The following is a 25173-nucleotide window of genomic DNA, read 5'->3' on the forward strand; positions in this document are numbered from 1 at the left end:
TTGCAGCTGCGCCTTAGAACAGAACGCGGCTGCGGATGGTGCCGGTGACGTGCTGCAGCTTCTCGAGCGCCAGGTCCGAGTACTCGGCGTCGACGTCGATCACCACGTAGCCGACCTTTTCGTTGGTCTGCAGGAACTGGCCGGAGATGTTGATGCCATTGTCGGCGAACACCTTGTTGATCTCGCTCATCACGCCCGGCACGTTCTCGTGGATGTGCAGCAGGCGATGCTTGCCCGGGTGCGCCGGCAGGGCGACTTCCGGGAAGTTGACCGACGAAACCGAGGTGCCGTTGTCGCTGTACTTGACCAGCTTCTCGGCCACTTCCAGGCCGATGTTGGCCTGGGCTTCGGCGGTGGAACCACCGATGTGCGGAGTCAGGATCACGCGATCCAGGCCACGCAGCGGGCTCTCGAACTCTTCGTCGTTGGACTTGGGCTCGACCGGGAACACGTCGATGGCAGCGCCGATCAGGTGCTCGTCCTTGATCGCGTTGGCCAGGTGGTCCAGCTCGACCACGGTGCCACGGGCGGCGTTGATCAGGATGCCGCCCTTCTTCATGGCGCGGATTTCCTTCTCGCCGATCATCCACTGGGTGGACGGCAGCTCAGGCACGTGCAGGGAAACGATATCGGCCATGCCCAGCAGGTCATGCAGGTTGCCGATCTGGGTGGCGTTGCCCAGCGGCAGCTTGGTCACCACGTCGTAGAAGAACACCTGCATGCCCAGGGCTTCGGCGAGTACCGAGAGCTGGGTGCCGATCGAGCCGTAGCCGACGATACCCAGCTTCTTGCCGCGGATTTCGAAGGAGTTGGCCGCCGACTTGATCCAGCCACCACGGTGGCAGGAAGCGTTCTTCTCCGGGATGCCGCGCAGCAGCAGGATGGCCTGGGCCAGCACCAGCTCGGCCACCGAGCGGGTGTTGGAGAACGGCGCGTTGAACACGGCGATGCCGCGCTCGCGGGCTGCATTCAGGTCAACCTGGTTGGTACCGATGCAGAAACAGCCGACAGCGACCAGGCGCTTGGCGCAGTCGAAGACCTCGGCGGTCAGCTGGGTGCGCGAGCGGATGCCGATGAAGTGGGCGTCGGCGATCTTTTCTTTCAGTTCGTCGTCGGACAGCGCGCCTTTGAGGTACTCGATGTTGCTGTAGCCGGCGGCCTTCAGCGTGTCGACGGCATTCTGGTGCACGCCTTCCAGCAGAAGGAACTTGATCTTGCTCTTGTCGAGAGAGGTCTTGCTCATCGGAGTACCTGTTGTCCCACAAATAGTGTCAGGGAAAGCGCCAGCGGCGGTGCTGCGCGCGCCGCACAACCGGCCCGGGGGCACGATTAGCGGGGGGCGTATGCTAGCATACGAGCCCCGCGAAACACCCACCCCTGGCCGATGAAGCGTGCTCAGGGTGACCATGAATTGTTTGAGAGTTCCCCAGATGACCAATCCTGCCCTGATTGAAGTGCTGAAGACCCTGGTCGAGCCCGGCAAGGTGCTCACCGATGCCGACTCCCTCAATGCCTACGGCAAGGACTGGACCAAACATTTCGCCCCTGCGCCCAGCGCCATCGTGTTCCCCAAGACTACCGAACAGGTGCAGGCCATCGTCCGTTGGGCCAATGAGCACAAGATCGCCCTGGTGCCGTCGGGCGGCCGCACCGGCCTCTCCGCCGCCGCCGTCGCCGCCAATGGCGAAGTGGTGGTGGCTTTCGACTACATGAACCAGATCGTCGAATTCAACGAATTCGACCGCACCGTGGTCTGCCAGCCGGGCGTGGTGACCAAGCAGCTGCAGCTGTTCGCCGAAGACAAGGGCCTGTACTACCCGGTGGACTTCGCTTCCGCTGGTTCCAGCCAACTTGGCGGCAATATCGGCACCAATGCCGGCGGGATCAAGGTCATTCGCTACGGAATGACCCGCAACTGGGTGGCCGGCCTGAAGGTCGTCACCGGCACCGGCGAACTGCTGGAGCTGAACCGCGACCTGATCAAGAACGCCACCGGCTATGACATGCGCCAGCTGTTCATCGGCGCCGAAGGCACCCTGGGCTTCGTGGTCGAAGCCACCATGCGCCTGGAACGCGCGCCGAAGAACCTCACTGCGATGGTCCTCGGCACCCCGGACTTCGACTCGATCATGCCGGTGCTGCACGCCTTCCAGAACAAGCTCGACCTGACCGCCTTCGAATTCTTCTCCGACAAGGCCCTGGCCAAGATCATGGCCCGTGGCGACGTGCCGCCGGCGTTCGACACCGACTGCCCGTTCTATGCCCTGCTGGAATTCGAGGCCACCACCGAGGAAGTCGCCGAACAGGCCCTGGCCACCTTCGAGCATTGCGTCGAGCAGGGCTGGGTAGTGGACGGCGTGATGAGCCAGAGCGAGCAGCAGCTGCAGAACCTGTGGAAGCTGCGCGAGTACATCTCCGAGACCATCAGCCACTGGACGCCGTACAAGAACGACATCTCGGTCACCGTCGGCAAAGTACCGGCCTTCCTCCACGATATCGACCGTATCGTCGGGGAAAACTACCCGGACTTCGAAGTGATCTGGTTCGGCCACATCGGCGACGGCAACCTGCACCTGAACATCCTCAAGCCCGACGCGCTGAGCAAGGACGAGTTCTTCGCCAAGTGCGCCATCGTCAACAAGTGGGTGTTCGAGACCGTGCAGAAGTACAACGGCTCGATCAGCGCCGAGCACGGCGTGGGCATGACCAAACGCGACTACCTGAGCTACAGCCGCTCGGAAGCGGAAATCGCCTACATGAAGGCCATTAAGGCGGTGTTCGACCCGAACGGGATCATGAACCCGGGCAAGATCTTCCCAGTCTGAGAATTGGTCACGGATCTTTTGATCGTCGGCCATGCCGCGTTGAAATCGGGCTCGGACTGCTCATTTACACCTCGTAAACTCCGCGTCCTCGCCCAATTTACTCGCTGGCGCTCACCCTTCGGGCCAGCCTACGGCTGTTACTCCCGTTGGTCGTTGCGCCGTGCCTGGCTCTAGCTCAAAAGATCCTAGGGCCTCTGAGCTCGGCGGCATTGGGGTTCACACCCATAGGGCCGCCGCCGAGGACTTGCTACTGTTAGCCCCGCACCGCCCGGCCCACCCACGCCGGGCGCTATCCCGATCTGAACCCAAGGATTCGCCATGAGCTACCAGCACCACTACATCGACGGCACGCCGATCCACTTCCCGCTCGGTAAAGTGGTCTGCGTCGGCCGCAACTACGCCGAGCACGCCGCCGAGCTGAACAACCCGATCCCCAGCGAGCCACTGCTGTTCATCAAGCCGGGTAGCTGCACCGTGCCACTGAACGACAGCTTCGCCATCCCGCTGGATCGCGGCGTGGTGCACTACGAGGCGGAAATCGCCGTGCTGATCGGCAAGCCGCTGTCGAAGAAGCCGTCCATCGAAGAAGTGCGCGACGCCATCTCCGGCTTCGCCCCGGCGCTCGACCTGACCCTGCGCGACGTACAGGCCAAGCTCAAGGAAAAGGGCCTGCCGTGGGAGCTGTCCAAGTCGTTCGACGGCGCCTACGTGCTGGCGCCATTCGTCGCCGGCGATACCTATGCCGACCTGACCGATATCGCCATCCGCCTGACGATCAACGGTGAAGTGCGCCAGGACGGCAACAGCAGCGCCATGCTCAACCCGATCATCGCCCTGATCCAGCACATCGCCGGGCACTTCAGCCTGCAAGCGGGCGACGTGATTTCCACCGGCACCCCGGCCGGTGTAGGACCGTTGGTCAGTGGCGACAGCCTGGAAATTGCTCTGGGCGGCCAGGAAAGCTTCGCCAGTCGAGTGCTGTGATACATTCCCCACTCCCCCTACGGAAGAGGAGGAGTGGGGACATTTCCTTCACTGCCATTTCACAGATATTTCATGTCTATCGAGTAGCCTGTGACGCTCGATAAAATGAGCAGTCATCGATGTTCACCCGTCGCCCCCTTCCACGCCGCAGCTGGCTAACCCTGGCACTGATCGGCGCACTGGCCACCTCCGCCACGGTCGTCAAGCTCCTGCACCTGGATGATCGCACCGAGCTCTGGCTCAGCGAGTACCGCCAGACCCAGGACGAACGCGCCGCCAGCATCTGGCTGCCCGGCTACAAGGCGACCCTGCAGGGCAAGCCGCTGGCCGGCCTGGAAAACGACGAAACCTCCGACCTGGCGTACAACCCGGTTACCGGCACGCTGTTCACCGTCACCGGCAAGAAGCCCCTGCTGGTGGAAATCAGCCGTGACGGCGAGGTGCTGCGACGCATCGAGCTGAAAGGCTTTTCCAACCCGGAAGGGGTGGCCGTGCTGGAAAACGGCAACGTCGCGGTAATCGATGAGCGGCGGCGTAACCTGAGCATCTTCGAGCTGAACCCGCTGACCCGCGAACTCGACCTGGCCGACGGCAAGCCTTTCGACCTGGGCTTCCCGGACGGCGGCAACAAGGGCTTCGAAGGCATCGCCTGGGACCCAAGCCAGCAGCGCCTGCTGCTGGGCAAGGAGCGTAATCCGACTGCCATGTTCAGCCTGGCCAGCAATGGCGACAGCCTGCTGAGTGACACCCTGCTGCCATTGCCCGACTACGCACTGGGCCTGCGCAACCTGTCGGCGCTCACCGTCGACCCGCGCACCGGGCACATTCTGGTGCTGTCGGCGCAGTCCAACCTGCTGCTGGAACTGGATGACCGTGGCCAGCCGCTGAGCTTCATCAGCCTGCTGGGCGGCCTGAACGGCCTGGATAAACGCATCCCGCGCGCCGAAGGCGTGGCCATGGATGAGGCCGGCAACATCTATGTGGTCAGCGAGCCCAACCTGTTCTACGTGTTCCATAAAAGCGCCGTAGCGCCGGTCGTTCCGGAAGAAGGCTGACGCTTGTAGGAGCCAACTGGCTGGCGATCACGCTGCCGGAAGAGCATCGCCAGCAAGCTGGCTCCTACAAAAGCCAATCGCAACCTGCGCCCAAGCGGGTTGCGCTTAGTTACCGCCAGGCAGGCCGTAGGGCGGGTGAAACCCGCGGTTCTGCGGCGCCTGGCGCGGGTTGCACCCGCCCTACAGTCAGACCGCTGTCACGCTGTCAAAGCCCTGCAGCACGTTGATCGCATTGATGCCGATCTCCTCCACCGCATAGCCCCCCTCCATGACGAACAGGGTCTGCAAGCCGAGCTTGCCGATGATCTCGCCCATGCGCAGGTAATCCGGGCTGTCGAGCTTGAACTGCGAGATCGGGTCTTCCTTGAAGGTGTCCACGCCCAGCGAGACGATCAGCACGTCCGGGCCGTAAGCGTCGATCTGCCGGCAAGCAGCCGCCAGGGCCAGACTCCAGGCCGACCAGTCGCTACCAGCGGCCAGCGGGTAGTTGAAGTTGAAGCCCTCACCCACCCCTACGCCCTTCTCGTCGGCATAGCCGAGGAAGAACGGGTACTCGAAGCGCGGGTCACCGTGGATCGAGGTGAACAGCACGTCGGCGCGGTCGAAGAAGATGTCCTGGGTGCCGTTGCCGTGGTGGTAATCCACGTCGAGGATGGCCACCCGGCTGGCGCCCTGGTCGAGGCAGGCCTGGGCGGCGATGGCGGCGTTGTTGAAGTAGCAGTAGCCGCCCATGTAATCCGCAGCGGCATGGTGGCCTGGCGGGCGGCACAGCGAGAACACCCCGCGCGCGCCCTTGGCCAGTTCGGCCTGGCCGGTCATGGCCACGTTCACCGAGCTGCTCACCGCCTGCCAGGTGCCCGCGGTGATCGGCACCCCGGCATCGAAGCTGTAGTAGCCGAAGCGCCCATCGAGGCAGTCCGGAATGGTCTGGCGCAGGCGGCGGTTGGGCCAGGTAAACGGCAGCATGTCGTAGTCACGGCCCATGGCCTGCCATTCGGCCCAAGCACCCTTGAGGAAATGCACGAAGCCTTCGTCATGCACCCGCAGGATCGGCGCCATGCCGAACTCGCGCGGCGCCGCGACAGCACCCAGGTTCACCGCCTTGGCGCGGGCCAGGACCATGTCGGCGCGGCTGGGCTTCTCGAAGCAGGGGGTGAGCTGGCCATCGATCAGTTCAAACTTGCCGTGGTGCAGGTGATGGTCGTCGCTATAAATCGTCAGCATAAAAGGCTCCCCGGACCCAGGCAGAGTCCGTGATAGACAGGGTAAAAGGACAGGCGCGCAGGTGGCGCCTGCCGCTGGCCAGGCTTACTTCTTGAGCTTGGTCCAGACCTTGCTCCGCAGCGACAGGGACTTCGGCGAGCAGAGCTTGAACGGACGCAGGCGGTCGAGCTTGTCGGCCGGGGTGTTGATCGCCGGGTCATCGAACAGCGCCTTCTCCATGAATTTCTCGGAGCCGGCGATGGTGTTGTTGTACTTGGCGAAGTTGGAGGCGGCGGCAATGTTCTCCGGCTGCATCATCCAGTTGATGAACACATGCGCCTCGGCCACGTGGGTGGCGCCTTTGGGGATCACGAAGTTGTCGATGAAGGTGGAGATACCTTCCTTCGGATAGACGTAGGTCAGTGACGCGCGCTGTTCCTTGGCGCGGTGGAAAGCGCCGTTCCACTGCTGGTGCATGCCCACTTCACCGGCGGCCATGCGTTCGATGGTGCCGTCACTGTTGTACATCGCCAGCATGGGTTTCTGCTTGAGCAGCAGCTCCATCACCTTTTTCATGTCCTGCGGGTCTTCGGTGCAGCGGTCGATACCCAGGTAGAAGGCCGCCGGCGGGAACAGGTCGTCCATGGAGTTGAGCGCCACCACCTTGCCCTTCAGCTCGGCTGGCGGCTCGAAGAAGGATTTCCAGCTTTCCTCCAGCTTGCCGCCCGGCACCTGGGCGCTGTCGTAGCTGTAGCCAGTAGTGCCCCACAGGTACGGCACGCTGTAGTCGTGGCCCAGGTCATAGTCGAGTTTCTGGAAGGTCGGCGCGATGTTCGCCAGGTTCGGCAGCTTGCTCTTGTCGAACTTCTGCAGCAGGTCCTCCTGCACCATGATCTGGATGAAGCTGTCCGACGGCACCACCACGTCGTAGTTGCCGCCACCGGCCTTGAGCTTGGCCAGCAGGGTTTCGTTGGAGTCATAGGCGTCGAGGGTGGCCTTGATGCCGGTATCGGCCTCGAACTTCTTCAGCAGCTCCGGTGGGTAGTAGTCCGACCAGTTGGCGAAGTTCAGGCTGCCGGCGGCCTGGGCGGCACCGGACAGGCCCATGGCGAGCACAACGGAAAGCGCGAGCGGGGTACGACGGATCATGGTCAGGCTCCTTGCGATTGTTGTGGGGCTCAGCGCTTACGCTGGCCGAGGTAGTACGACAGAACGACAAACAGAATCGATAGAACGAGGATGATCGAGGAAATCGCGTTGATCTTCGGCGAAATGCCCATGCGGATAGAGCTGAAGATGTAGATCGGCAGGGTGGTCGAACCGGCCCCGGCGACGAAGTAGGTGATGACGAAGTCGTCCATCGAGATGATGAAGGCCAGCATCGCGCCCGAGAGAATCCCCGGCATCAGCAGCGGGAAGCTGATCTTCCAGAACGCCCGCCACGGCGAGGCGTACAGGTCGGCCGCCGCCTCCAGCAGGCGCGGGTCCATACCCTGCAGGCGGGCGCGGATCGGCATGTAGGCGAACGGCGTGCAGAACACGATGTGCGCGATGAGGATGGTGAACAGCGACAGCTTCAAGCCGATAAAGGCGAAGAACATCAGGATCGCCACCGCGCAGACGATGTCCGGCACCAGCAACGGCAAACCGAGAATGCCCTGCAGCAGGCCCTGGCCACGGAAACGCGGGCCGTGCATACCCAACGCCGCCAGGGTCGCCAGGCAGGTGGAAATCAACGTGGCCAGGCTGGCCACGATCAGCGAATTCTTCGCCGCGCGGACGATCTCCGCGTCATTAGCCACCACGCTGTACCACTTCAGACTGAAACCGTCCCACAGGGTCGCCGACTGGCCGCCGTTGAAGCTCAGCACCACCAGCACGATGATCGGGATATAGAGGAAGGCGAAGAACAGCCAGGCCATCGGCCGCACGCCGCGAAAGCGCCACAACGAGCCTTGCAGGTTCATACACGCACCTCGCCCTGTTTGCCCTGGCGCAGGCCGTTGAACAGCAGCGCCAGCAGCACCAGGCTGAACAGGGCAAAGGCCAGCGCCGAACCCAGCGGCCAGTTGTGCGCCGAGCCGAACTGCAGCTGCACCAGGTTGCCGATCATCAGCGACTTACCGCCGCCAAGCAGCTCGGGAATGATGTAGTTGCCCAGCGCCGGGATGAACACCAGGGTGGTGCCGGCCAGGATGCCCGGCAGGGCCAGCGGCAGGATCACCCGCTTGAGCGCCTGGAAACGGTTGGCGCCGAGATCGAAGGCCGCCTCCACCAGGCGCCAGTCGAGCTTCTCCAGGCTGGAGTAGATCGGCAGCACCATGAACGGCAGGAAGGTGTAGAGCAGGCCGATCATTACTGCCCAGTCGCTGTAGAGCAGGCCTACCGAGCCTTCCGGCACGCCGAAGAAACCGAGGAAGCCATCCACCAGGCCGCCGTTGCGCAGCAACAGGATCCAGGCGTAGACGCGCACCAGCAGGTTGGTCCAGAACGGCACGGTGACCAGCAGCATCAGCAGGTTGCGCTTCTTTTCGGTCTGCAGCGCCAGGTACAGCGCCGTGGGAAAGCCGATCAGCAGGCAGCCGGCGGTAGTGCCCAGGGCCAGCCACAGCGAACGCTCGAAGATGCTGAGGTAGTCGGTGTTGAACACCAGGCTGTCGTCGAAGTCACGCTCGTAGAAAAAGCTGACGTAGGCCTCGGTCGAATACTGCCCCCACTTCACGCCGCCGTAGTCGCCGGCCTGGAGGAACGACACCAGCAGCATGATGCACAGCGGGGCGATCAGGAACACGCCGAGCATCAGCATGCCCGGACTGATCAGCCCCAACCGGCGCATGACCTGGCGGCGTGCGGCGAGCACCCGTGGGCTGCTCATTCGACCAGCACCCGAATGGCGTCGACCGGGACCTCGATGCCGACCTTGCTGCCGCGCGCCAGCAGCGCGCGGGCGCCGCAACGGTTCTGCTGGCGCACGCGGAAACCGGACTGGCCGGCGACCTTGAGCAGGTACAGGGTGTCGGTGCCGATATACACCACCTCCTCCACTTCGCCCTGCAGGTTGCCGCTGTCACTCAGGCTGATGCGCTCCGGGCGGATCGCCAGGGTCACCGGGGTGGTTTGGCTGCACGGCACGCTGAGCAACTGGCCGTCGGCCAGGCGCACGCCACCGCTGAAAGGGTCACCGATCAGGAAATTGGTCTCGCCGATAAAGTCGGCCACGGTGCGGTTGGCCGGGTTTTCGTAGATGTCGTTGGGCGTGCCGACCTGCAGGATGCGCCCCTTGCTCATCACCGCGATGCGGTCGCTCATGGTCAGCGCTTCTTCCTGGTCGTGGGTGACGAAGATGAAGGTGATGCCGGTCTCGGCCTGCAGGCGCTTGAGTTCGATCTGCATGTCCTTGCGCAGCTTCTGGTCCAGCGCCGACAGCGACTCGTCGAGCAACAGCACCCGTGGTCGACTGGCCAGCGCTCGGGCCAGGGCAATGCGCTGCTGCTGGCCGCCGGAGAGCTGGTCGGCGCGGCGGTTGCCCACGTCAGGTAGCTTCACCAGCTCGAGCATGCGCCGCACCGTTTCGGCGATCTCGGCCTTGGGCTTGCCCTGCATCTCCAGGCCGAAGCCGATGTTCTGCGCCACCGTCATGTGCGGGAACAGCGCATAGCTCTGGAACACCGTGTTGACCGGGCGGCGGAACGGCGGCAGTTCCTGCATCGGCTCGCCATACAGGCGAATCACCCCGGCGCTGGGTTGCTCGAAGCCGGCGATCAGCCGCAGCAGGGTGGTCTTGCCGCAGCCGGAGGGGCCGAGCAGGGTGAAGAACTCGTTGTCGCCGATCTCCAGGGAGATGTCGTCGAGGGCCTTCATCCCTTGGCCCGGTGCGCCGAACTCCATGCTCAGTGCTTCGATCGAAATCGCGCAAGTCATCCGCAAATAACCTCTAACCAATTGTTATTATTGGTTTTTTAGAAGTAGATCGGGGCCTTTAGGCCGCTTTGGACTGATTCTGGCAGTGCCACCGAAGTGGCAGAACGATAGTTCCGGTCAAAAGGGGATAAATGCGGCCAAGTTGCCAGTAGGGCGGGTGAAACCCGCGCAGGCAAACGCGGGTTTCACCCGCCCTACGCACCACCAGGTCAGCAGACGGGCTCGGCCGGGCTTGATTCGGTAAGGGCATTCGCGAGCAGAGCTCGCTCCTACAGAGTATGGAATTCAGCGGCGGAAATTGCTTGGCGCCAAGCCGCTCCAGCGCTGGAAGGCATGACGGAAGCTAGCGGTTTCGCTGTAGCCGAGCTGTTCGGCGATCAGGTAGATCGGCAGGTCGGTGTGTATCAGCAACTGGCGCGCCTTGTCGTAGCGCACCTCGTCCAGCAGCAGCTGAAAGCTGGTGTTGAGTTGCTGCAAATGGCGGCGCAGGGTGCGCGCCGAGCGGTGCAAGCGCGCGGCCACGCGCTCCAGGCTGGTGCAATGGCAGAGGTCGCTGGCCAGTTGCTGGCGGATCAGTTCACACAGGTCCTGGCGGCTGTAGAACTGCGCCTCCAGTTGCAGGCATTGCTGCAGACCCTGCTGGTGGCTGACCGGATCGGCCAGGCGCAGCGGACGGTCGAGCAGCGCCGGGTTGAAGCACAGGGCGTTGCTGCCGGCAGCGAACTCCACCGGGCAGCCGAGTTTTTCCCCGTAACTGGCGGCATGCAACGGGCTGCGATAGCCCAGCAGCAGGCGGCGCGGGCGCACCGCCTCGCCGAGCAGGTCCTGCACCACGGTGAGCAACGAGGCCAGGCACAGCTCGGTGTTGAACACGGTCATTTCCGGGGCGTAGCGGTAGCCGTCGGCGCTCAACCGCACCTCGTCGCCAACGGTCTGCAGGCTGAGCTGGAAGTAGGTGCCCAGCAGTGCCGGATGGGCCACCGCCAGTTGCAGCGCCTCACCCAGGGTGCGACTGGCGAGCATGGTGTAGCCGAGGATGCCGTACGCCGAAACATGCATACCCTTGCCCAGGCTCAGGCCCAACGCGGCATCGCGGCTGTAGCCGTAGGCGTTGGCCAGCACGCGCAGTTCCTGGGCATGGCTGACCAGGCGCGCCGGGCTGGCCAGGTCGGCCTCGTCAATGCCGCTACCCTCCAGCACCTGTGCTGCCGGCACGCCAGTGCGCACCAAGGCTTGCACGGCGAGGGCAACGGTGTGCAGGGTAGTCAGAACACGCTGTTCAGGTAACAGTGACATGCCCACTCGCCCTCCCGGTGGCGATTGGTAACTCGATTAAGCTTCAATTCAGCAGAGCCTGCTGTCATGCCCGCCCCCGACCGAGAAAATTCACGATGCGATTGCTGAGCAAACCCCGGTTCCTGCTGTTGGCGTTCGTGGTTCTGGCGCTTGCCCTGCTGATTACGGCCGGCCAGTACTTTCGCCTGTTCGAACGCGGCCTGTTCATGGTGCAAGAATGGCGCCACACGGCCGAGTGGCGCGACAAGTCGATCTGGCTGCCGGACTACCGCGCCACCCGCCAGGCGATGCCGATCGAGGGGCTGGCAGATGTCTCGGCGCTGACCTTCGACCCGGATCGGCGCAGCCTGTTTACCGTCACCAACAAGAACTCGGAGATTGTCGAGCTAAGCCTCGACGGCAAGATCCTGCGGCGGGTGCCGATGACCGGTTTCGGCGATCCGGAAGCCATCGAGTACATCAGCACCGACGTCTACGTGATCACCGACGAGCGCCAACAGCGCCTGTTCCGCGTGCACCTGAGCGATGACACCGCCTTCGTCGATGCCGCCGACTCCGAGCAGTTGTCCCTGGGCATCGGCCTGAACGGCAACAAGGGTTTCGAGGGCCTGGCTTACGACGCGGCCAACCATCGCCTGTTCGCCGCCAAGGAGCGCGACCCGGTGCGCATCTACGAGATCCATGGTTTCCCGCAGGTAGACGCGGCGCGGCCATTCTCCGTGCATATCGTCGATGACCCGGAGCGCGATGCGCGGCTGTTCGTGCGTGACCTCTCCAGCCTGCAGTACGACGAGCGCACCAATCATCTGCTGGCACTGTCGGACGAGTCGCGCCTGGTGCTGGAGCTGAATGCCGACGGCAAGCCGATCAGCGCGCTGTCGCTGCTCGGTGGCCAGCACGGCCTGAAGAAAGGTGTGCCACAGGCCGAGGGGGTGGCGATGGATGACCAGGGCACGCTCTATCTGGTCAGCGAGCCGAACCTGTTCTACGTGTTCGAGAAACAGGCGCTGGAATAGTCTCGAACTAGGCCGGTGCAACCCGCGTGGCGGGCTACGCGGGTTGCACCCGCCCTACGGCACCTCAGGTGTCGTCTTGCAGAGTCGCCTCAGGCGCACTCTTCTTCACCGACTCGGTGCCGGCCTGGGCACCGGCCTCGCTGGTATACAACTGGCTCTGGCCGATCACCTGGCCGTTGGTGGCCTTGAGCACGAAGTGGAACTTGCCGCTGGCGGCGGCCTTGACCTCGAACGCGCCGTCACGCTGGGAGTTCTTGCGCACCGATTCGACGCCATCCAGGGCCGAAGGCTTGGCCTTGTATTGCTCGCTGCTGAGGATGATCTCGCCGTTGCCGGCATGCAGGTTGAAGTGGAACTGGCCATCGCTGGCGGTTTTCAGGACGAACTTGCTGGCCATGGGCTGACTCCTGTCGTGGGGGAAGTCCGCTAAGCCTAGACGCTGCCTGCCAATCCGTAGCCCGGACTTCAGTCCGGGAAAACCGTCCGGCCCCGCAGGCGCCAGATCCCCGGACTGAAGTCCGGGCTACTGCCTCAGGACGGATTGAGTTGCGCCCGCAGCAGGTCGCGGAAGGTCTGGATCAGCGGCTCGCGCGAGCGGCCACGGCGCTGCACCAGGGAGAACGGCGCCTGGTAGCCGAAGGTGGTTGGCAACAGCACCTTGAGCCGACCCTGCTCGGCCCAGGGCTGCGCGTAATGCTCCGGCAGGTAGCCGATATAAGCGCCGGACAGCACCAGGATCAGCTGCGCCTCCATCGATTCCACCGTCGCCGCGCTGTGCTTGAAACCATGCCGGGCCAGCTCGCTCTGGCTCCAGTAGCCGCGCCCGACCATGCGCTGCTGGGTGATCACCTCGGCGGGGATGCGGCGCTGGTCGAACAACGGATGACGATCACTGCAATACAGCCAGTGCTGCTCACGGTACAGGGCCTGGTAGACCAGGCCGTTCATGCGCGTATAGAAGGCGCCGATGGCCAGGTCCAGGCGGTTTTCCAGCACCGCCAGCTGCAGCTCGGCCGGGCTCATCACCGCCAGGTGCAGGTGCACGGCCGGGTGTTCCTGGCTGTGCGCGCCGATCACCTCCGCCAGCGGCAACGCCGGGTCGCTCACTGTGGAATCCAGCACGCCGACGTTGAGGGTGCCACGCAGCTCGCCCTTGAGCGCCGCCGAATAGCGCTCGAAGCCTTCCAGCTCGGCCAGCAGACGCAGGCACTCCTGGTGGAACAGCTCACCCTTGCTGGTCAGGCTGAAGCCGCCGCGACCGCGATGACACAGGCTCAGGCCCAGCTGGGTTTCCAGATGGCTCATGTAGGTACTGATCGCCGAGGTCGACAGGTTGAGTTCCTGCTGGGCGGCAGCAAACCCCTGGCAGCGCACCACGGTGGCAAAGATGCGCAGCAGCTTGAGATCGGGCAGGGCGAGGGTCATCACGAATTCCTGGCGGTCGGTAAGTCAGCCTGTAGGAGCCAGCTTGCTGGCGATCAGTGGCCGGCACAAAAACATCGCCAGCAAGCTGGCTCCTACAAGAACAGCAGCACAGGCATGGGGTGCGCTGCGTTCAAGCCATCCTACCGAGCCCGGCCATTAGTTTAGAAATTTCTGAACTAATTATTTCGCCTGGACGATTCTTCCCGCTGCGATTCGTCGCAAGAATCCGAGCCAAGCCTGAGCCCGGGGCTCGCTCCCCGTGTGCCCCATTACAACCACAACACCGTGAGGCCACCCGTGGACAAGATCCTCCACCAGCCCCTGGGCGGCAATGAAATGCCCCGTTTCGGCGGCATCGCCACCATGATGCGCCTGCCGCATATCCAATCCGACGAACAACTCAACCAGCTGGACGCCGCGTTCGTTGGCGTGCCGCTGGACATCGGCACCTCGCTGCGCTCCGGCACCCGCTTCGGCCCGCGCGAGATCCGCGCCGAGTCGGTGATGATCCGCCCGTACAACATGGCCACCGGCGCCGCGCCGTTCGATTCGCTGAACGTGGCCGATATCGGCGACGTGGCGATCAACACCTTCAACCTGCTGGACGCCGTGCGCATCATCGAGGAGTCCTACGACAAGATCCTCGACCACGGCATCCTGCCGCTGACCCTGGGCGGCGACCACACCATCACCCTGCCGATCCTGCGGGCGATCAAGAAGAAGCACGGCAAGGTCGGCCTGGTGCATATCGATGCGCATGCCGACGTCAACGACCACATGTTCGGCGAGAAGATTGCCCACGGCACGACCTTCCGCCGCGCTGTCGAGGAAGGCCTGCTCGATTGCGACCGCGTGGTGCAGATCGGCCTGCGCGCCCAGGGCTACACCGCCGAGGACTTCAACTGGAGCCGCAAGCAGGGCTTTCGTGTGGTCCAGGCCGAAGAGTGCTGGCACAAATCCCTCGCCCCGCTGATGGCCGAAGTCCGCGAGAAAGTCGGCGGCGGCCCGGTGTACCTGAGCTTCGACATCGACGGCATCGACCCGGCCTGGGCGCCCGGCACCGGCACCCCGGAAATCGGCGGGCTGACCACCATCCAGGCCATCGAGATCGTCCGTGGCTGCCAGGGCCTGGACATCATCGGCTGCGATTTGGTCGAGGTCTCGCCGCCCTACGACACCACGGGCAACACCTCGCTGCTGGGCGCCAACCTGCTCTACGAAATGCTCTGCATCCTGCCGGGGGTGCAGCGCAAATGACTGCCACCGAACAGGTACTGGCGGCCGCCCGCGAACTGGTGCGGGCCTTCGCCAACAATGACACCGAGGCCTACTTCGCCGCCTTCAGCGAAGATGCCAGTTTCATCTTCCACACCTGCCCGCAGCCGCTGCTGTCACGCGCCGCCTACCAGGCGCTGTGGCAGGAGTGGCAGGCCGACGGCTTCGAGGTGCTGAGCTGCACCTCGAACAACCCGTGGGTCAGCCTGCAGGGCGATACCGCCCTTTTCATCCACGACGTCACCACCCACCTGCAGGTGGGCGGCGAGCGGATCGAAAGCCTGGAGCGCGAGACCATCGTGTTCCGAAAACAACAAGAACAGGGCCGTTGGCTGGCCTGCCATGAGCATTTGTCGGCGATGCCGGAGTAGCTAGCTGCCGCCACACTGATAGTGCCCCCGGGAGAGAATGCATGAACAACAATAAGCAACACGCCATCACACAGATAGAAGCCTTCGGGGTCGAACAGATCCCCGCTGGCGAACGCAGCGCCAAACCGCTCGACCTGTTCCGCCTGATCTTCGGCGGCGCCAACACCTTTTCCACCGCCGTACTGGGCAGCTTCCCGGTGATCTTCGGCCTGTCGTTCGAGGCCGGCGCCTGGGCGATCCTGCTCGGCGTGCTGGTCGGCTCGATCATCCTCGCGCCCATGGGCCTGTTCGGTGCACTCAACGGCACCAACAACGCGGTGTCTTCCGGCGCTCACTTCGGTGTGCACGGGCGGGTGGTCGGCTCGTTCCTCTCGCTACTCACCGCCATCGCGTTCTTCTCGCTGTCGGTGTGGAGTTCGGGCGACGCCCTGGTCGGCGGCGCCAAGCGCCTGGTCGGCCTGCCGGAAACCGATCTCAGCCTGGGCCTGGCCTACGGCCTGTTCGCCGTGCTGGTACTGGTGGTGTGTATCTACGGCTTCCGCTTCATGCTGTGGGTCAACAAGATCGCCGTGTGGGCCGCCAGCCTGCTGTTCCTGCTGGGCGCCGCGGCCTTCTTCGGGCCGTTCGACGCCGCCTTCGCCGGCAGCGTGCAGCTGGGTCAGCCAGGCTTCTGGGCCTCCTTCATCGGCGCCGCCCTGCTGGCGATGAGCAACCCGGTGTCGTTCGGCGCCTTCCTCGGTGACTGGTCGCGCTACATCCCGCGCGAGACCTCGCAGAAGCGCATCATGCTGGCGGTGATCGGCGCCCAGTTGGGCACCCTGATTCCGTTCTTCTTCGGCCTGATCACCGCCACCATCGTCGCCCTGAAGGCACCGGACTACATCGCCAGCTACAACTACGTCGGCGGCCTGCTGGCCGTATCGCCGACCTGGTTCTTCCTGCCGGTGTGCCTGATCGCGGTGATCGGCGGCATGTCCACCGGCACCACCGCGCTGTATGGCACCGGTCTGGACCTGTCCAGCGTGCTGCCGCGCCTGCTCAGCCGGGTGCAGGCCACCCTGCTGATCGGCGTGCTGTCGATCGCCTTCATCTTCATCGGCCGCTTCGCCTTCAACCTGGTGCAGAGCGTGTCGACCTTCGCCGTGCTGATCATCACCTGCACCAGCCCGTGGATGGTGATCATGATCCTCGGCCTGCTGGTGCGCCGCGGCTTCTACCACGCCGATGACCTGCAGGTGTTCACTCGCGGCCAGCGCGGTGGCGCCTACTGGTTCCACAACGGCTGGAACTGGCGCGGCATGGGCGCCTGGATTCCCAGCGCGGTGGTCGGCCTGTGCTTCGTCAACCTGCCGGGGCAGTTCGTCGGCCCGCTCGGCGAGCTGGCGGGCGGCATCGACATCAGCCTGCCGGTCACTCTCGGCCTGGCGGCGGCGCTGTACCTGTTGCTGCTGAGCCTGTTCCCCGAGCCCGCCGAGGTCTATGGCCCCAAGGGTCCACGCTGGATCAAGGCGGGCAAAGCCGGCACGCAGCCGATCGCAGGCGCTGAAACGGCCTGATCGTCGACCGCTAGAAACAGAAAACCCGGCGCATGGCCGGGTTTTCTGTTTCTACGCTGCCCGAACGTCAGTCCGGGCGACGCGCGGGCTCAGACCTTGAGCGTCTTTACACCGTCAGGAGTGCCGAGCAGCAGCAGGTCGGCCGGGCGCGCGGCGAACAGGCCGTTGGTGACCACGCCAACGATGGCGTTGATATCGCGCTCCAGGCCCACCGGGTCAGTGATGCTCATGTTGAACACGTCGAGGATGATGTTGCCGTTGTCGGTCAGCACGCCCTCGCGGTACACCGGGTCGCCGCCCAGCTTGACTAGCTGGCGGGCCACATGGCTGCGGGCCATGGGGATCACTTCCACCGGCAGCGGGAAATTGCCCAGTACCGGCACCAGCTTGCTGGCGTCGGCGATGCAAATGAAGGTCTTGGCCACCGCCGCGACGATCTTCTCGCGGGTCAGCGCAGCACCGCCGCCCTTGATCAGGTTGAGGTGCTCGTCGCTCTCGTCGGCGCCGTCGATGTAGAACTCCAGCTCGCTGACGCTGTTCAGGTCATACACCGGGATGCCGTGGCCCTTGAGCCGCGCCGCCGTGGCTTCGGAGCTGGCCACGGCGCCGTCGAAAGCCATCTTGTGCTGGGCCAAGGCGTCGATGAAGCAATTGGCGGTGGAACCGGTGCCAACGCCGATCACGCTCTTGCTGTCGAGGAACGGGAGGATGTGGTCGACGGCGGCCTGGGCCACTGCCTGCTTGAGCTGATCCTGGGTCATCGCGGGGTTCTGCGCCTGGGGAGTACGGGAAGGGGCGAATTATAGCCTCGTAGCCGGCGCAATCGGCTGCGCTTTATCGCCACGCCCTACTGTAATGGGGTTTTCAGAGCAGACTGTCGGTGGCCGCGGGTTGGAGCGCTGGGGTAGACTCCGAAATCCGTGAAAAGCCCGCCAGTGAAGCCGTGATGCTCGAACAGTACGTAAAGAAGACCCTCACCTCGCGCGTCTACGACGTCGCCGTGGAAACCCCGCTGCAACCCGCCCGCCAGCTCACCGAGCGGCTGGGCAACCAGATTCTGCTCAAGCGCGAAGATCTGCAGCCGGTCTACTCGTTCAAGATTCGCGGCGCCTACAACAAGCTGGCGCAACTCAGCCCGGAAGAACTGGCGCGTGGCGTGGTCACCGCCTCGGCCGGCAACCATGCCCAGGGCCTGGCCCTGGCCGCCAAGCACATGGGCGTGAAAGCCACCATCGTCATGCCGCGCACCACCCCCGAGCTGAAAGTGCAGGGCGTCCGCTCGCGCGGCGGCAAGGTGGTGCTGCACGGTGACGCCTTCCCCGAGGCGCTGGCCTATTCGCTGAAGCTGGTGGAGGAAAAGGGCTACGTCTATATCCACCCCTATGACGACCCGCACGTGATCGCCGGCCAAGGCACCGTGGCCATGGAGATCCTGCGTCAGCAGCCGGGCCAGCTGGACGCCATCTTCGTCCCGGTCGGTGGCGGCGGGCTGATCGCCGGCATCGCTGCCTACGTCAAATACCTGCGCCCGGAGATCAAGATCATCGGTGTCGAGCCGGATGACTCCAACTGCCTGCAGGCCGCCATGGCCGCCGGCGAGCGCGTGGTGCTGCCAACCGTAGGACTGTTCGCCGATGGCGTGGCAGTGGCGCAGATCGGCCAGCACACCTTCGATATCTGCAAGACCTATGTCGATGAAGTGATCACCGTCAGCACCGACGAGATCTGCGCGGCGATCAAGGACATCTACGACGACACCCGCTCGATCACCGAGCCGGCCGGCGCCCTGAGCGTGGCCGGGATCAAGAAATACGTGGCGCGCGAAGGCGTCAGCGGCCAAGTGCTGGTCGGCATCGACTCCGGCGCCAACGTCAACTTCGACCGCCTGCGTCATGTCGCCGAGCGCGCCGAACTGGGCGAGAAGCGCGAGGCGATCATCGCCGTGACCATCCCGGAGAAGCCGGGCAGCTTCAAGGCCTTCTGCGAGGCCATCGGCAAGCGGCAGATCACCGAATTCAACTACCGCTACCACACCGACAAGGAAGCACACATCTTCGTCGGCGTGCAGACGCACCCGGAAAACGACCCGCGCGAAGTCCTGGTCAGCAGCCTGCGCGAGCAGGGCTTCCCGGTGCTCGACCTGACCGACAACGAGCTGGCCAAGCTGCACATCCGCCACACCGTCGGCGGCCACGCGGCAGCGGTGTCCAATGAAGTGGTGCTGCGCTTCGAATTCCCGGAGCGCCCGGGTGCGCTGTTCAACTTCCTCGCCAAGCTCGGCGGGCACTGGAACATCACCATGTTCCACTACCGCAACCACGGCGCTGCCGACGGCCGCGTGCTGGCGGCACTGCAAGTGCCGGAAGATGAACGCCACCTGATTCCGGCAGCCCTGGACGCCATCGGCTATCCGTACTGGGATGAAACCGAGAACCCGGCCTACCAGCTGTTCCTCGGTTAACAATCCGCTTCAAGCGACTCGCACAAGGACTCCGTGATGGAACATTACACCCTGCTCAAGATCGTCCACAGCCTGGCTGCCGTGCTGTTGCTGCTCGGCCTGCTGGCGCATGCCTTCATGCTGTGGAAGGCCCAGCGCAGCGGCAATGCCGCCGTGCTGGCGCGCAAGTTGCGCGTCACCCGCCTGTACAGCCTGCCGGCGCTGGGCCTGGTGGCCCTGAGCCTGCCAATCAGCGGCTGGTGGCTGGTGCACATCGCCGGCTGGCCGCTCGGGCAGCTGTGGCTACTGCTCGGCGCCGGGCTGTTCGCCCTGCTGATGCTGTTCGGCCTACTGCTGCATGGTCGCCTGAGCGCTTGGCAGGCCCTGGGCGACAGCCCGGCACCGGCGAAGCTGCTGCGCTTCACCAGCGCCTATGGCGTGCTGTTGCTGGTCCTGCTGCTGGCGCTGTTCGCCCTGATGGGGGCCAAGCCGGCCTGATTGTGATGGTGCCTTTCTCCAGGGCGCGGCAGCAGGCGGCTCGACCATGAGCCTGTACCTGCTGCTCAAGACCCTGCACATCCTCTCCTCTACCCTGCTGTTCGGCACCGGCCTGGGCTCGGCGTACTACGCCCTGCGCGCCTGGCGCAGTGGTGAAGTGCAGGTGATTGCCACCACCTTCCGCCATCTGGTGACGGCTGACTGGCTGTTTATCGCCACCACCGCGCTGTTCCAGCCACTCAGCGGCCTGGCCTTGGCGAAGATCGCCGGCTGGCCGCTGAATCAGTGGTGGTTGCTGTGGAGCGCGGGGCTGTTCGCCTTCGCCGGGCTGTGCTGGCTGCCGGTGCTGTGGCTGCAGATGCGCGTACGCGACATGGCCACCCAGGCGCTGCGCGATGGCACGCCACTGCCGGAGCGGGCCAACCAGTACATGCGCATCTGGTTCGCCCTCGGCTGGCCGGCCTTTCTGGCTTTTATCGCAATCTTCTGGCTGATGGTGGCCAAGCCGCTGTGATTGCGTAGGGCGGATCACGCTCCATCGATCCACCGAACGGGGCCATTGGTGGATGAACAGAGCGCCATCCACCCTACATTCAGCGCAGCGAAAGCACCGGCCAGCCACGCTCGGTGGCGATGGCGCGCAGGGTATCGTCCGGGTCCACCGCCACCGGGTGGGCGACCTGCTCCAGCAGCGGCAGGTCATTGCGCGAATCACTGTAGAAGTAGCTGTCGTCGAGGCTGTGACCGGTCTGCTGCAGCCACTCGCCGAGGCGCACCACCTTGCCGCCCTGGTAGCACGGCGTGCCGGTGATCTGGCCGGTGTAACGACCGTCCTGCATGCCGCATTCGGTGGCCAACAGGGTTTCGACGCCCAGGCGGGCGGCAATCGGCGCGGTGACGAAGCGGTTGGTGGCCGTGATGATCACCAGCTTATCGCCCGCCTCGCGGTGCTGCTGCAGCAGCGCCTCGCCCTTGGCCAGGATGATCGGCTCGATCACCTCGGCCATGAACTCGCCATGCCACTGCGCCAGTTGCGCCATCGAGGTACGCCCGAGGATCGACTGGCTGAAGTTCTGGTAAGCCACCACGTCCAGCTTGCCGGCGCAGTAGTCGGCATAGAAGGCGTCGTTGCGCGCCTGGTACTCGGCCGCGTCGACCAGGCCACGCTGGCAGAGGAATTCTCCCCAGCTGTGGTCGCTGTCGCCGGCCAGCAGGGTGTTGTCGAGATCGAAAAGAGCAAGGCGCACGGGGTTTTACCTGCATCGAATGGGTCGAAAAGGGCGCCAGAATAGCCGCTTTCCGCGCAACTGCCCATTAGCGGAACCGCGCGTTTGCTGCGCCTGCGGGCTTTGTGGAACAATGCCGAAACATGCGTTTTCGAGGTGTTGTGTTGTGATCGACTCCGATGGCTTCCGCCCCAATGTCGGCATCATCCTGACCAATGATATCGGTCAGGTGCTGTGGGCCCGGCGGATCAACCAGGATGCCTGGCAGTTTCCCCAGGGCGGCATCAATCCCCAGGAATCGCCTGAGCAGGCGCTGTACCGGGAACTGAACGAGGAAGTCGGTCTCGAAGAGCAGGATGTGAAGATTCTCGCCTGCACCCGCGGCTGGTTGCGCTATCGTCTGCCCCAGCGTCTGGTGCGCACGCACAGCCAACCGCTGTGCATCGGGCAGAAACAGAAATGGTTCCTCTTGCGCCTGACCGGTGACGAGAACCGGGTACGCATGGATGTCACCGGCAAGCCCGAGTTCGACGGTTGGCGCTGGGTCAGTTACTGGTACCCACTGGGCCAGGTTGTCACATTCAAGCGCGAGGTCTATCGCCGCGCGCTCAAGGAACTAGCCCCGCGCCTGCTGGCGCGCGACTGACCACGGAGTTCGACCCCGAGCCATGCTCAACACGCTGCGCAAGATCGTCCAGGAAGTAAACGCCGCCAAGGATCTCAAGGCGGCGCTGACGATTATTGTGCAACGGGTCAAGGAATCCATGGGCAGCCAGGTCTGCTCGGTCTACCTGCTCGACCCCGAGAGCAACCGCTTCGTGCTGATGGCCACCGAAGGCCTCAACAAGCGCTCCATCGGCAAGGTCAGCATGGCGCCCAACGAGGGCCTGGTCGGCCTGGTGGGCACCCGCGAAGAACCGCTCAACCTCGAACACGCCTCCGAACACCCCCGCTACCGCTACTTCCCGGAGACCGGCGAAGAGCGCTACGCCTCCTTCCTCGGCGCGCCGATCATCCACCACCGTCGGGTGATGGGCGTGCTGGTCGTCCAGCAGAAGGAACGCCGCCAGTTCGACGAAGGTGAAGAAGCCTTCCTGGTGACCATGAGCGCGCAGCTCGCCGGGGTCATCGCCCACGCCGAAGCCACCGGCTCGATCCGAGGCCTGGGCAAGCAGGGCAAGGGCATTCAGGAAGCCCGCTTCGTCGGCGTACCGGGTGCGCCGGGCGCTGCCGTCGGCCGCGCCGTGGTGGTGCTGCCACCTGCCGATCTGGATGTGGTGCCGGACAAACCGGTGGATGACATCGAGGCCGAGCTGAAGCTGTTCGGCAGGGCCCTGGGCCTGGTGCGCGACGACATGCACGCGCTGTCCGCCAAACTCGCCACCCAGCTGCGCAAGGAAGAACGCGCGCTGTTCGACGTTTACCTGATGATGCTCGACGACGCCGCCCTCGGCCTTGAAGTGCGCACGGTGATCGAGACCGGCCAGTGGGCCCAGGGCGCGCTGCGCCAGGTGGTCAACGAGCACGTCAAACGCTTCGAACTGATGGACGACGCCTACCTGCGCGAACGCGCCGCCGACGTGCGTGACCTCGGCCGCCGCCTGCTCGCCTACCTGCAGGAAGAGCGCAAACAGAATCTGGTGTACCAGGACAACACCATCCTGGTCAGCGAGGAACTGTCACCGGCCATGCTCGGCGAGGTGCCGGAAGGCAAGCTGGTCGGCCTGGTCTCGGTGCAGGGCTCGGGCAACTCACACGTCGCCATCCTTGCCCGCGCCATGGGCATTCCCACGGTCATGGGCGTGGTCGACCTGCCCTACTCCAAGGTCGATGGCATCGAGCTGATCGTCGACGGCTACCACGGCGAAGTCTTCACCAACCCCAGCGAGCTGCTGCGCAAGCAGTACGCCGAAGTGGTCGAGGAAGAACGCCAGCTGTCCCAGGGGCTCGACGCCCTGCGCGAACTGCCCTGCGAAACCCTCGACGGCCAGCGCATGCCGCTGTGGGTCAACACCGGCCTGCTGGCCGACGTGAAGCGCGCCCAGGAGCGCGGTGCCGAGGGCGTAGGCCTGTACCGCACCGAAGTGCCGTTCATGAATGGCGAGCGCTTCCCCAGCGAGAAGGAACAACTGGCCACCTACCGCGAGCAGTTGGCGGCCTTCCACCCGCTGCCGGTGACCATGCGCACCCTGGATATCGGCGGCGACAAGGCACTGAGCTATTTCCCGATCAAGGAAGACAACCCCTTCCTCGGCTGGCGCGGTATCCGCATCACCCTCGACCACCCGGAAATCTTCCTGGTCCAGGTGCGCGCCATGCTCAAGGCCAGCGAAGGCCTGAACAACCTGCGCATCCTCCTGCCGATGATTTCCGGCATGCAGGAGATGGAAGAAGCCCTGCACCTGATCCACCGCGCCTGGGGCGAGGTACGTGACGAAGGCGTGGATATCCCCCTGCCGCCCGTGGGCGTGATGATCGAGATTCCCGCGGCGGTCTATCAGGTGCGCGAACTGGCGCGCCAGGTCGACTTCCTCTCGGTCGGCTCGAACGACCTGACCCAATACCTGCTGGCCGTCGACCGCAACAACCCGCGCGTCGCCGACCTTTACGACTTCCTCCACCCAGCCGTGCTGCACGCGCTGAAACTGGTGGTCGACGGCGCCCATGCCGAAGGCAAACCGGTAAGCATCTGCGGCGAGATGGCTGGCGACCCGGCAGCCGCCGTGCTGCTGTTGGCGATGGGCTTCGACAGCCTGTCGATGAACGCCACCAACCTGCCCAAGGTGAAATGGCTGCTACGCCAGATCAGCCTGACCAAGGCCCGCGACCTGCTCGCCCACCTGATGCAGATCGACAACCCGCAAGTGATCCACAGCACCCTGAACCTGGCCCTGCGCAACCTCGGCCTGGGCCGGGTGATCAATCCGGCGGCGACCATCCAGAGCTGATTGCCGCTCGCCGCACTGCAGCTCCGGCAGCGCGCCAGCGGTGCCTGCGCAACCTTACCCGTCTTCCGTTTTGAGCAATCGGGCGCGATAGGCTTCCGGGGTGATGCCGTACCAGCGGCGAAAGGCCCGGTAAAACGGCGACAGCTCGGCGAAGCCACACGCGCGGGCCACGTCGCGGATCGACTGGCCACCCTGCAGCAGCTCATGGGCGCGGGCCTGCTGCACCACCTCACGCACCTGGCGCAGGTTGCTGCCCTGGGCAGTCAGCCCGCGCTGCAGGGCGCCGGCACTCAAGCCCAATTCATCGGCACAGGCCTGCAACGAGCAATCCGCTTGCCCCAGGCGCAGCCCCAGCAGATAGCGCAGGCGGTTGAGCAGCTCGTTCTCCACCAGCTCGGCCAACTGCTCCTCGGCATGCTGCCAGAGCAGGCGGTGCAAGGTCGGATTGGCGGTGCGCGAAGGGCGCTTGAGCAGCGTGGCGGGGAACAGCAGTGCGTCATGGGCGCAGGCGAATGCCGGCAGTACACCGAGCAGGCGGCGGTGCTCACCCAGGCGCCGCGGTCGGGGATGACGGAATTGCACGGCGGCCAGGTGGAATTCGTCGTCGCTGATAAAACGCAGCAACTTGAGGAACAGCATGGCCAGGCACTCCATCTGCTGGCGCAGCGAGGCGAATCCCTGGTAGTTGAGGTCGATGATCAGGCGCGCCTGCTCGCCGTCGACCTGGAGCTGAGCGTTGAAGCCGCCTGCCAGGATGTGCTGGAAACGCAGGAAACTGCGCAGCGCTTCCTCGAAGTCGCGGCTGGCCAGCATCAGGTAGCCCACCACATCGAGCAGGCGTGGCTTCATCACCTCGCCCAGGTGCAGGCCGATGTCCGGGTCACCGGTCAGGCCGTCCATGGCCGACCAGAACAGCGGCGCCTCGTCATGGCTCAGGCGCCCGTCAATCGGCGGCGCGGGCAGGCGTCGATGCTGGTTGGTGCTGCGGTAGATCTCGGTCGGATCGCGGCCGAGTTCGGTCAGCGCCTCGTACAACAAACGCCGCAGGGTGGCCGAGTGGGTCAGGGGCGCGGCCTGCCAGAATTCGCCGTGGATGCTGGGCATGCAATCTCCTTGGATTGACCGAAGATTTCC

General features: G+C 64.5%; 24 protein-coding genes. 12 read left to right on the forward strand and 12 right to left on the reverse strand.

Annotated features, from left to right (window positions below):
- Window positions 1-13: 13 nt before the first annotated feature.
- On the reverse strand, window positions 14-1243 hold the full coding sequence (gene serA, locus H3H51_RS18075) for a phosphoglycerate dehydrogenase (protein ID WP_183090461.1): 1230 nt from the start codon (window positions 1241-1243) through the stop codon (window positions 14-16).
- A gap of 187 nt (window positions 1244-1430) precedes the next feature.
- Here serA and H3H51_RS18080 point away from each other — a divergent pair, with 187 nt between their 5' ends.
- The 3 genes from H3H51_RS18080 (at window position 1431) to H3H51_RS18090 (ending at window position 4864) form a co-directional block, all read left to right on the forward strand.
- The gene (locus tag H3H51_RS18080; RefSeq protein WP_183090462.1) at window positions 1431-2825 is read left to right on the forward strand and encodes an FAD-binding oxidoreductase; all 1395 of its coding nucleotides are present in this window, start codon (window positions 1431-1433) and stop codon (window positions 2823-2825) included.
- Between the two features lie 318 nt (window positions 2826-3143).
- A complete protein-coding gene (locus tag H3H51_RS18085; protein ID WP_183090463.1) occupies window positions 3144-3809 on the forward strand; it encodes a fumarylacetoacetate hydrolase family protein in 666 nt (221 codons plus the stop codon).
- Window positions 3810-3928: 119 nt separating this feature from the next.
- A complete protein-coding gene (locus H3H51_RS18090) occupies window positions 3929-4864 on the forward strand; it encodes an SdiA-regulated domain-containing protein (RefSeq protein WP_183090464.1) in 936 nt (311 codons plus the stop codon).
- Between the two features lie 186 nt (window positions 4865-5050).
- Here the strand turns inward: H3H51_RS18090 and H3H51_RS18095 are convergent, their stop codons facing one another.
- From H3H51_RS18095 to H3H51_RS18120, 6 genes are all read right to left on the reverse strand, one after another.
- Entirely contained in the window at window positions 5051-6088 is a 1038-nt protein-coding gene (locus tag H3H51_RS18095) for a histone deacetylase family protein (RefSeq protein WP_183090465.1), read from the reverse strand.
- A gap of 84 nt (window positions 6089-6172) precedes the next feature.
- A complete protein-coding gene (locus tag H3H51_RS18100; protein ID WP_183090466.1) occupies window positions 6173-7216 on the reverse strand; it encodes an ABC transporter substrate-binding protein in 1044 nt (347 codons plus the stop codon).
- Window positions 7217-7245: 29 nt separating this feature from the next.
- Entirely contained in the window at window positions 7246-8034 is a 789-nt protein-coding gene (locus H3H51_RS18105) for an ABC transporter permease (RefSeq protein ID WP_183090467.1), read from the reverse strand.
- Entirely contained in the window at window positions 8031-8942 is a 912-nt protein-coding gene (locus H3H51_RS18110; RefSeq protein WP_183090468.1) for an ABC transporter permease, read from the reverse strand. Before H3H51_RS18110 ends, H3H51_RS18105 begins: the two co-directional genes overlap by 4 nt.
- Window positions 8939-9988, reverse strand: a complete 1050-nt coding sequence (locus H3H51_RS18115; RefSeq protein WP_183090469.1) for an ABC transporter ATP-binding protein — start codon at window positions 9986-9988, stop codon at window positions 8939-8941. Before H3H51_RS18115 ends, H3H51_RS18110 begins: the two co-directional genes overlap by 4 nt.
- Window positions 9989-10273: 285 nt before the next feature.
- The gene (locus H3H51_RS18120) at window positions 10274-11284 is read right to left on the reverse strand and encodes an AraC family transcriptional regulator (RefSeq protein WP_220791065.1); all 1011 of its coding nucleotides are present in this window, start codon (window positions 11282-11284) and stop codon (window positions 10274-10276) included.
- Window positions 11285-11379: 95 nt separating this feature from the next.
- Here H3H51_RS18120 and H3H51_RS18125 point away from each other — a divergent pair, with 95 nt between their 5' ends.
- Window positions 11380-12300, forward strand: coding sequence for an SdiA-regulated domain-containing protein (locus H3H51_RS18125; protein WP_183090471.1), 921 nt, complete (start codon window positions 11380-11382; stop codon window positions 12298-12300).
- A 64-nt stretch (window positions 12301-12364) separates the two neighbouring features.
- Here the strand turns inward: H3H51_RS18125 and H3H51_RS18130 are convergent, their stop codons facing one another.
- Entirely contained in the window at window positions 12365-12697 is a 333-nt protein-coding gene (locus tag H3H51_RS18130) for a YegP family protein (RefSeq protein WP_183090472.1), read from the reverse strand.
- Window positions 12698-12831: 134 nt separating this feature from the next.
- Window positions 12832-13725: a LysR family transcriptional regulator gene (locus H3H51_RS18135; protein ID WP_183090473.1), complete on the reverse strand. Its 894-nt coding sequence runs from the start codon at window positions 13723-13725 to the stop codon at window positions 12832-12834.
- Between the two features lie 297 nt (window positions 13726-14022).
- Here H3H51_RS18135 and speB point away from each other — a divergent pair, with 297 nt between their 5' ends.
- From speB to H3H51_RS18150, 3 genes are read left to right on the forward strand one after another with little or no spacing between them, the layout of a single operon-like run.
- A complete protein-coding gene (speB, locus tag H3H51_RS18140; protein WP_183090474.1) occupies window positions 14023-14982 on the forward strand; it encodes an agmatinase in 960 nt (319 codons plus the stop codon).
- On the forward strand, window positions 14979-15371 hold the full coding sequence (locus H3H51_RS18145; protein ID WP_183090475.1) for a YybH family protein: 393 nt from the start codon (window positions 14979-14981) through the stop codon (window positions 15369-15371). The genes speB and H3H51_RS18145 overlap by 4 nt, the downstream gene beginning before the upstream one ends.
- 41 nt (window positions 15372-15412) lie before the next feature.
- Window positions 15413-16927 carry a purine-cytosine permease family protein gene (locus tag H3H51_RS18150; protein ID WP_183090476.1) on the forward strand — a complete coding sequence of 505 codons (1515 nt, stop codon included), beginning with the start codon at window positions 15413-15415 and terminating at the stop codon, window positions 16925-16927.
- A gap of 89 nt (window positions 16928-17016) precedes the next feature.
- On the opposite strand, the gene rpiA is transcribed toward H3H51_RS18150, so the two are convergent.
- Complete coding sequence (gene rpiA, locus H3H51_RS18155) at window positions 17017-17688, reverse strand: ribose-5-phosphate isomerase RpiA (protein WP_183090477.1); 672 nt, start codon at window positions 17686-17688, stop codon at window positions 17017-17019.
- Between the two features lie 155 nt (window positions 17689-17843).
- On the opposite strand from rpiA, the gene ilvA reads away from it, so the two are divergent.
- The 3 genes from ilvA to H3H51_RS18170 are packed head-to-tail and all read left to right on the forward strand — an operon-like array spanning window position 17844 to window position 20379.
- On the forward strand, window positions 17844-19388 hold the full coding sequence (ilvA, locus tag H3H51_RS18160; protein ID WP_328803683.1) for a threonine ammonia-lyase, biosynthetic: 1545 nt from the start codon (window positions 17844-17846) through the stop codon (window positions 19386-19388).
- Window positions 19389-19424: 36 nt separating this feature from the next.
- Complete coding sequence (locus H3H51_RS18165) at window positions 19425-19865, forward strand: DUF2269 family protein (protein WP_183090479.1); 441 nt, start codon at window positions 19425-19427, stop codon at window positions 19863-19865.
- Window positions 19866-19911: 46 nt separating this feature from the next.
- Entirely contained in the window at window positions 19912-20379 is a 468-nt protein-coding gene (locus tag H3H51_RS18170; protein WP_183090480.1) for a DUF2269 family protein, read from the forward strand.
- A 79-nt stretch (window positions 20380-20458) separates the two neighbouring features.
- Here the strand turns inward: H3H51_RS18170 and H3H51_RS18175 are convergent, their stop codons facing one another.
- Complete coding sequence (locus tag H3H51_RS18175) at window positions 20459-21112, reverse strand: histidinol-phosphatase (protein ID WP_183090481.1); 654 nt, start codon at window positions 21110-21112, stop codon at window positions 20459-20461.
- 145 nt (window positions 21113-21257) lie between these two features.
- Between H3H51_RS18175 and H3H51_RS18180 the strand changes: the two genes are divergently transcribed.
- On the forward strand, window positions 21258-21737 hold the full coding sequence (locus H3H51_RS18180) for an RNA pyrophosphohydrolase (protein ID WP_183090482.1): 480 nt from the start codon (window positions 21258-21260) through the stop codon (window positions 21735-21737).
- Between the two features lie 22 nt (window positions 21738-21759).
- Complete coding sequence (ptsP, locus tag H3H51_RS18185; RefSeq protein ID WP_183090483.1) at window positions 21760-24039, forward strand: phosphoenolpyruvate--protein phosphotransferase; 2280 nt, start codon at window positions 21760-21762, stop codon at window positions 24037-24039.
- Window positions 24040-24093: 54 nt separating this feature from the next.
- Here ptsP and H3H51_RS18190 read toward each other — a convergent pair whose 3' ends face one another.
- Window positions 24094-25143, reverse strand: a complete 1050-nt coding sequence (locus tag H3H51_RS18190; protein ID WP_183090484.1) for an AraC family transcriptional regulator — start codon at window positions 25141-25143, stop codon at window positions 24094-24096.
- Window positions 25144-25173 lie beyond the last annotated feature (30 nt).

The sequence above is a fragment of the Aquipseudomonas ullengensis genome (genome assembly GCF_014174475.1).
GTDB lineage: Bacteria > Pseudomonadota > Gammaproteobacteria > Pseudomonadales > Pseudomonadaceae > Aquipseudomonas > Aquipseudomonas ullengensis.

Coding starts and splice junctions, on each gene's coding strand:
- H3H51_RS18120 (WP_220791065.1), bottom strand. CDS start 11,284: ATGTCACTGTTACCTGAACAGCGTGTTCTGACTACCCTGCACACCGTT.
- H3H51_RS18080 (WP_183090462.1), top strand. CDS start 1,431: ATGACCAATCCTGCCCTGATTGAAGTGCTGAAGACCCTGGTCGAGCCC.
- H3H51_RS18100 (WP_183090466.1), bottom strand. CDS start 7,216: ATGATCCGTCGTACCCCGCTCGCGCTTTCCGTTGTGCTCGCCATGGGC.
- H3H51_RS18145 (WP_183090475.1), top strand. CDS start 14,979: ATGACTGCCACCGAACAGGTACTGGCGGCCGCCCGCGAACTGGTGCGG.
- H3H51_RS18170 (WP_183090480.1), top strand. CDS start 19,912: ATGAGCCTGTACCTGCTGCTCAAGACCCTGCACATCCTCTCCTCTACC.
- H3H51_RS18095 (WP_183090465.1), bottom strand. CDS start 6,088: ATGCTGACGATTTATAGCGACGACCATCACCTGCACCACGGCAAGTTT.
- H3H51_RS18115 (WP_183090469.1), bottom strand. CDS start 9,988: ATGACTTGCGCGATTTCGATCGAAGCACTGAGCATGGAGTTCGGCGCA.
- H3H51_RS18125 (WP_183090471.1), top strand. CDS start 11,380: ATGCGATTGCTGAGCAAACCCCGGTTCCTGCTGTTGGCGTTCGTGGTT.
- H3H51_RS18105 (WP_183090467.1), bottom strand. CDS start 8,034: ATGAACCTGCAAGGCTCGTTGTGGCGCTTTCGCGGCGTGCGGCCGATG.
- H3H51_RS18190 (WP_183090484.1), bottom strand. CDS start 25,143: ATGCCCAGCATCCACGGCGAATTCTGGCAGGCCGCGCCCCTGACCCAC.
- H3H51_RS18150 (WP_183090476.1), top strand. CDS start 15,413: ATGAACAACAATAAGCAACACGCCATCACACAGATAGAAGCCTTCGGG.
- H3H51_RS18085 (WP_183090463.1), top strand. CDS start 3,144: ATGAGCTACCAGCACCACTACATCGACGGCACGCCGATCCACTTCCCG.
- H3H51_RS18110 (WP_183090468.1), bottom strand. CDS start 8,942: ATGAGCAGCCCACGGGTGCTCGCCGCACGCCGCCAGGTCATGCGCCGG.
- H3H51_RS18165 (WP_183090479.1), top strand. CDS start 19,425: ATGGAACATTACACCCTGCTCAAGATCGTCCACAGCCTGGCTGCCGTG.
- H3H51_RS18130 (WP_183090472.1), bottom strand. CDS start 12,697: ATGGCCAGCAAGTTCGTCCTGAAAACCGCCAGCGATGGCCAGTTCCAC.
- serA (WP_183090461.1), bottom strand. CDS start 1,243: ATGAGCAAGACCTCTCTCGACAAGAGCAAGATCAAGTTCCTTCTGCTG.
- H3H51_RS18135 (WP_183090473.1), bottom strand. CDS start 13,725: ATGACCCTCGCCCTGCCCGATCTCAAGCTGCTGCGCATCTTTGCCACC.
- rpiA (WP_183090477.1), bottom strand. CDS start 17,688: ATGACCCAGGATCAGCTCAAGCAGGCAGTGGCCCAGGCCGCCGTCGAC.
- ptsP (WP_183090483.1), top strand. CDS start 21,760: ATGCTCAACACGCTGCGCAAGATCGTCCAGGAAGTAAACGCCGCCAAG.
- H3H51_RS18090 (WP_183090464.1), top strand. CDS start 3,929: ATGTTCACCCGTCGCCCCCTTCCACGCCGCAGCTGGCTAACCCTGGCA.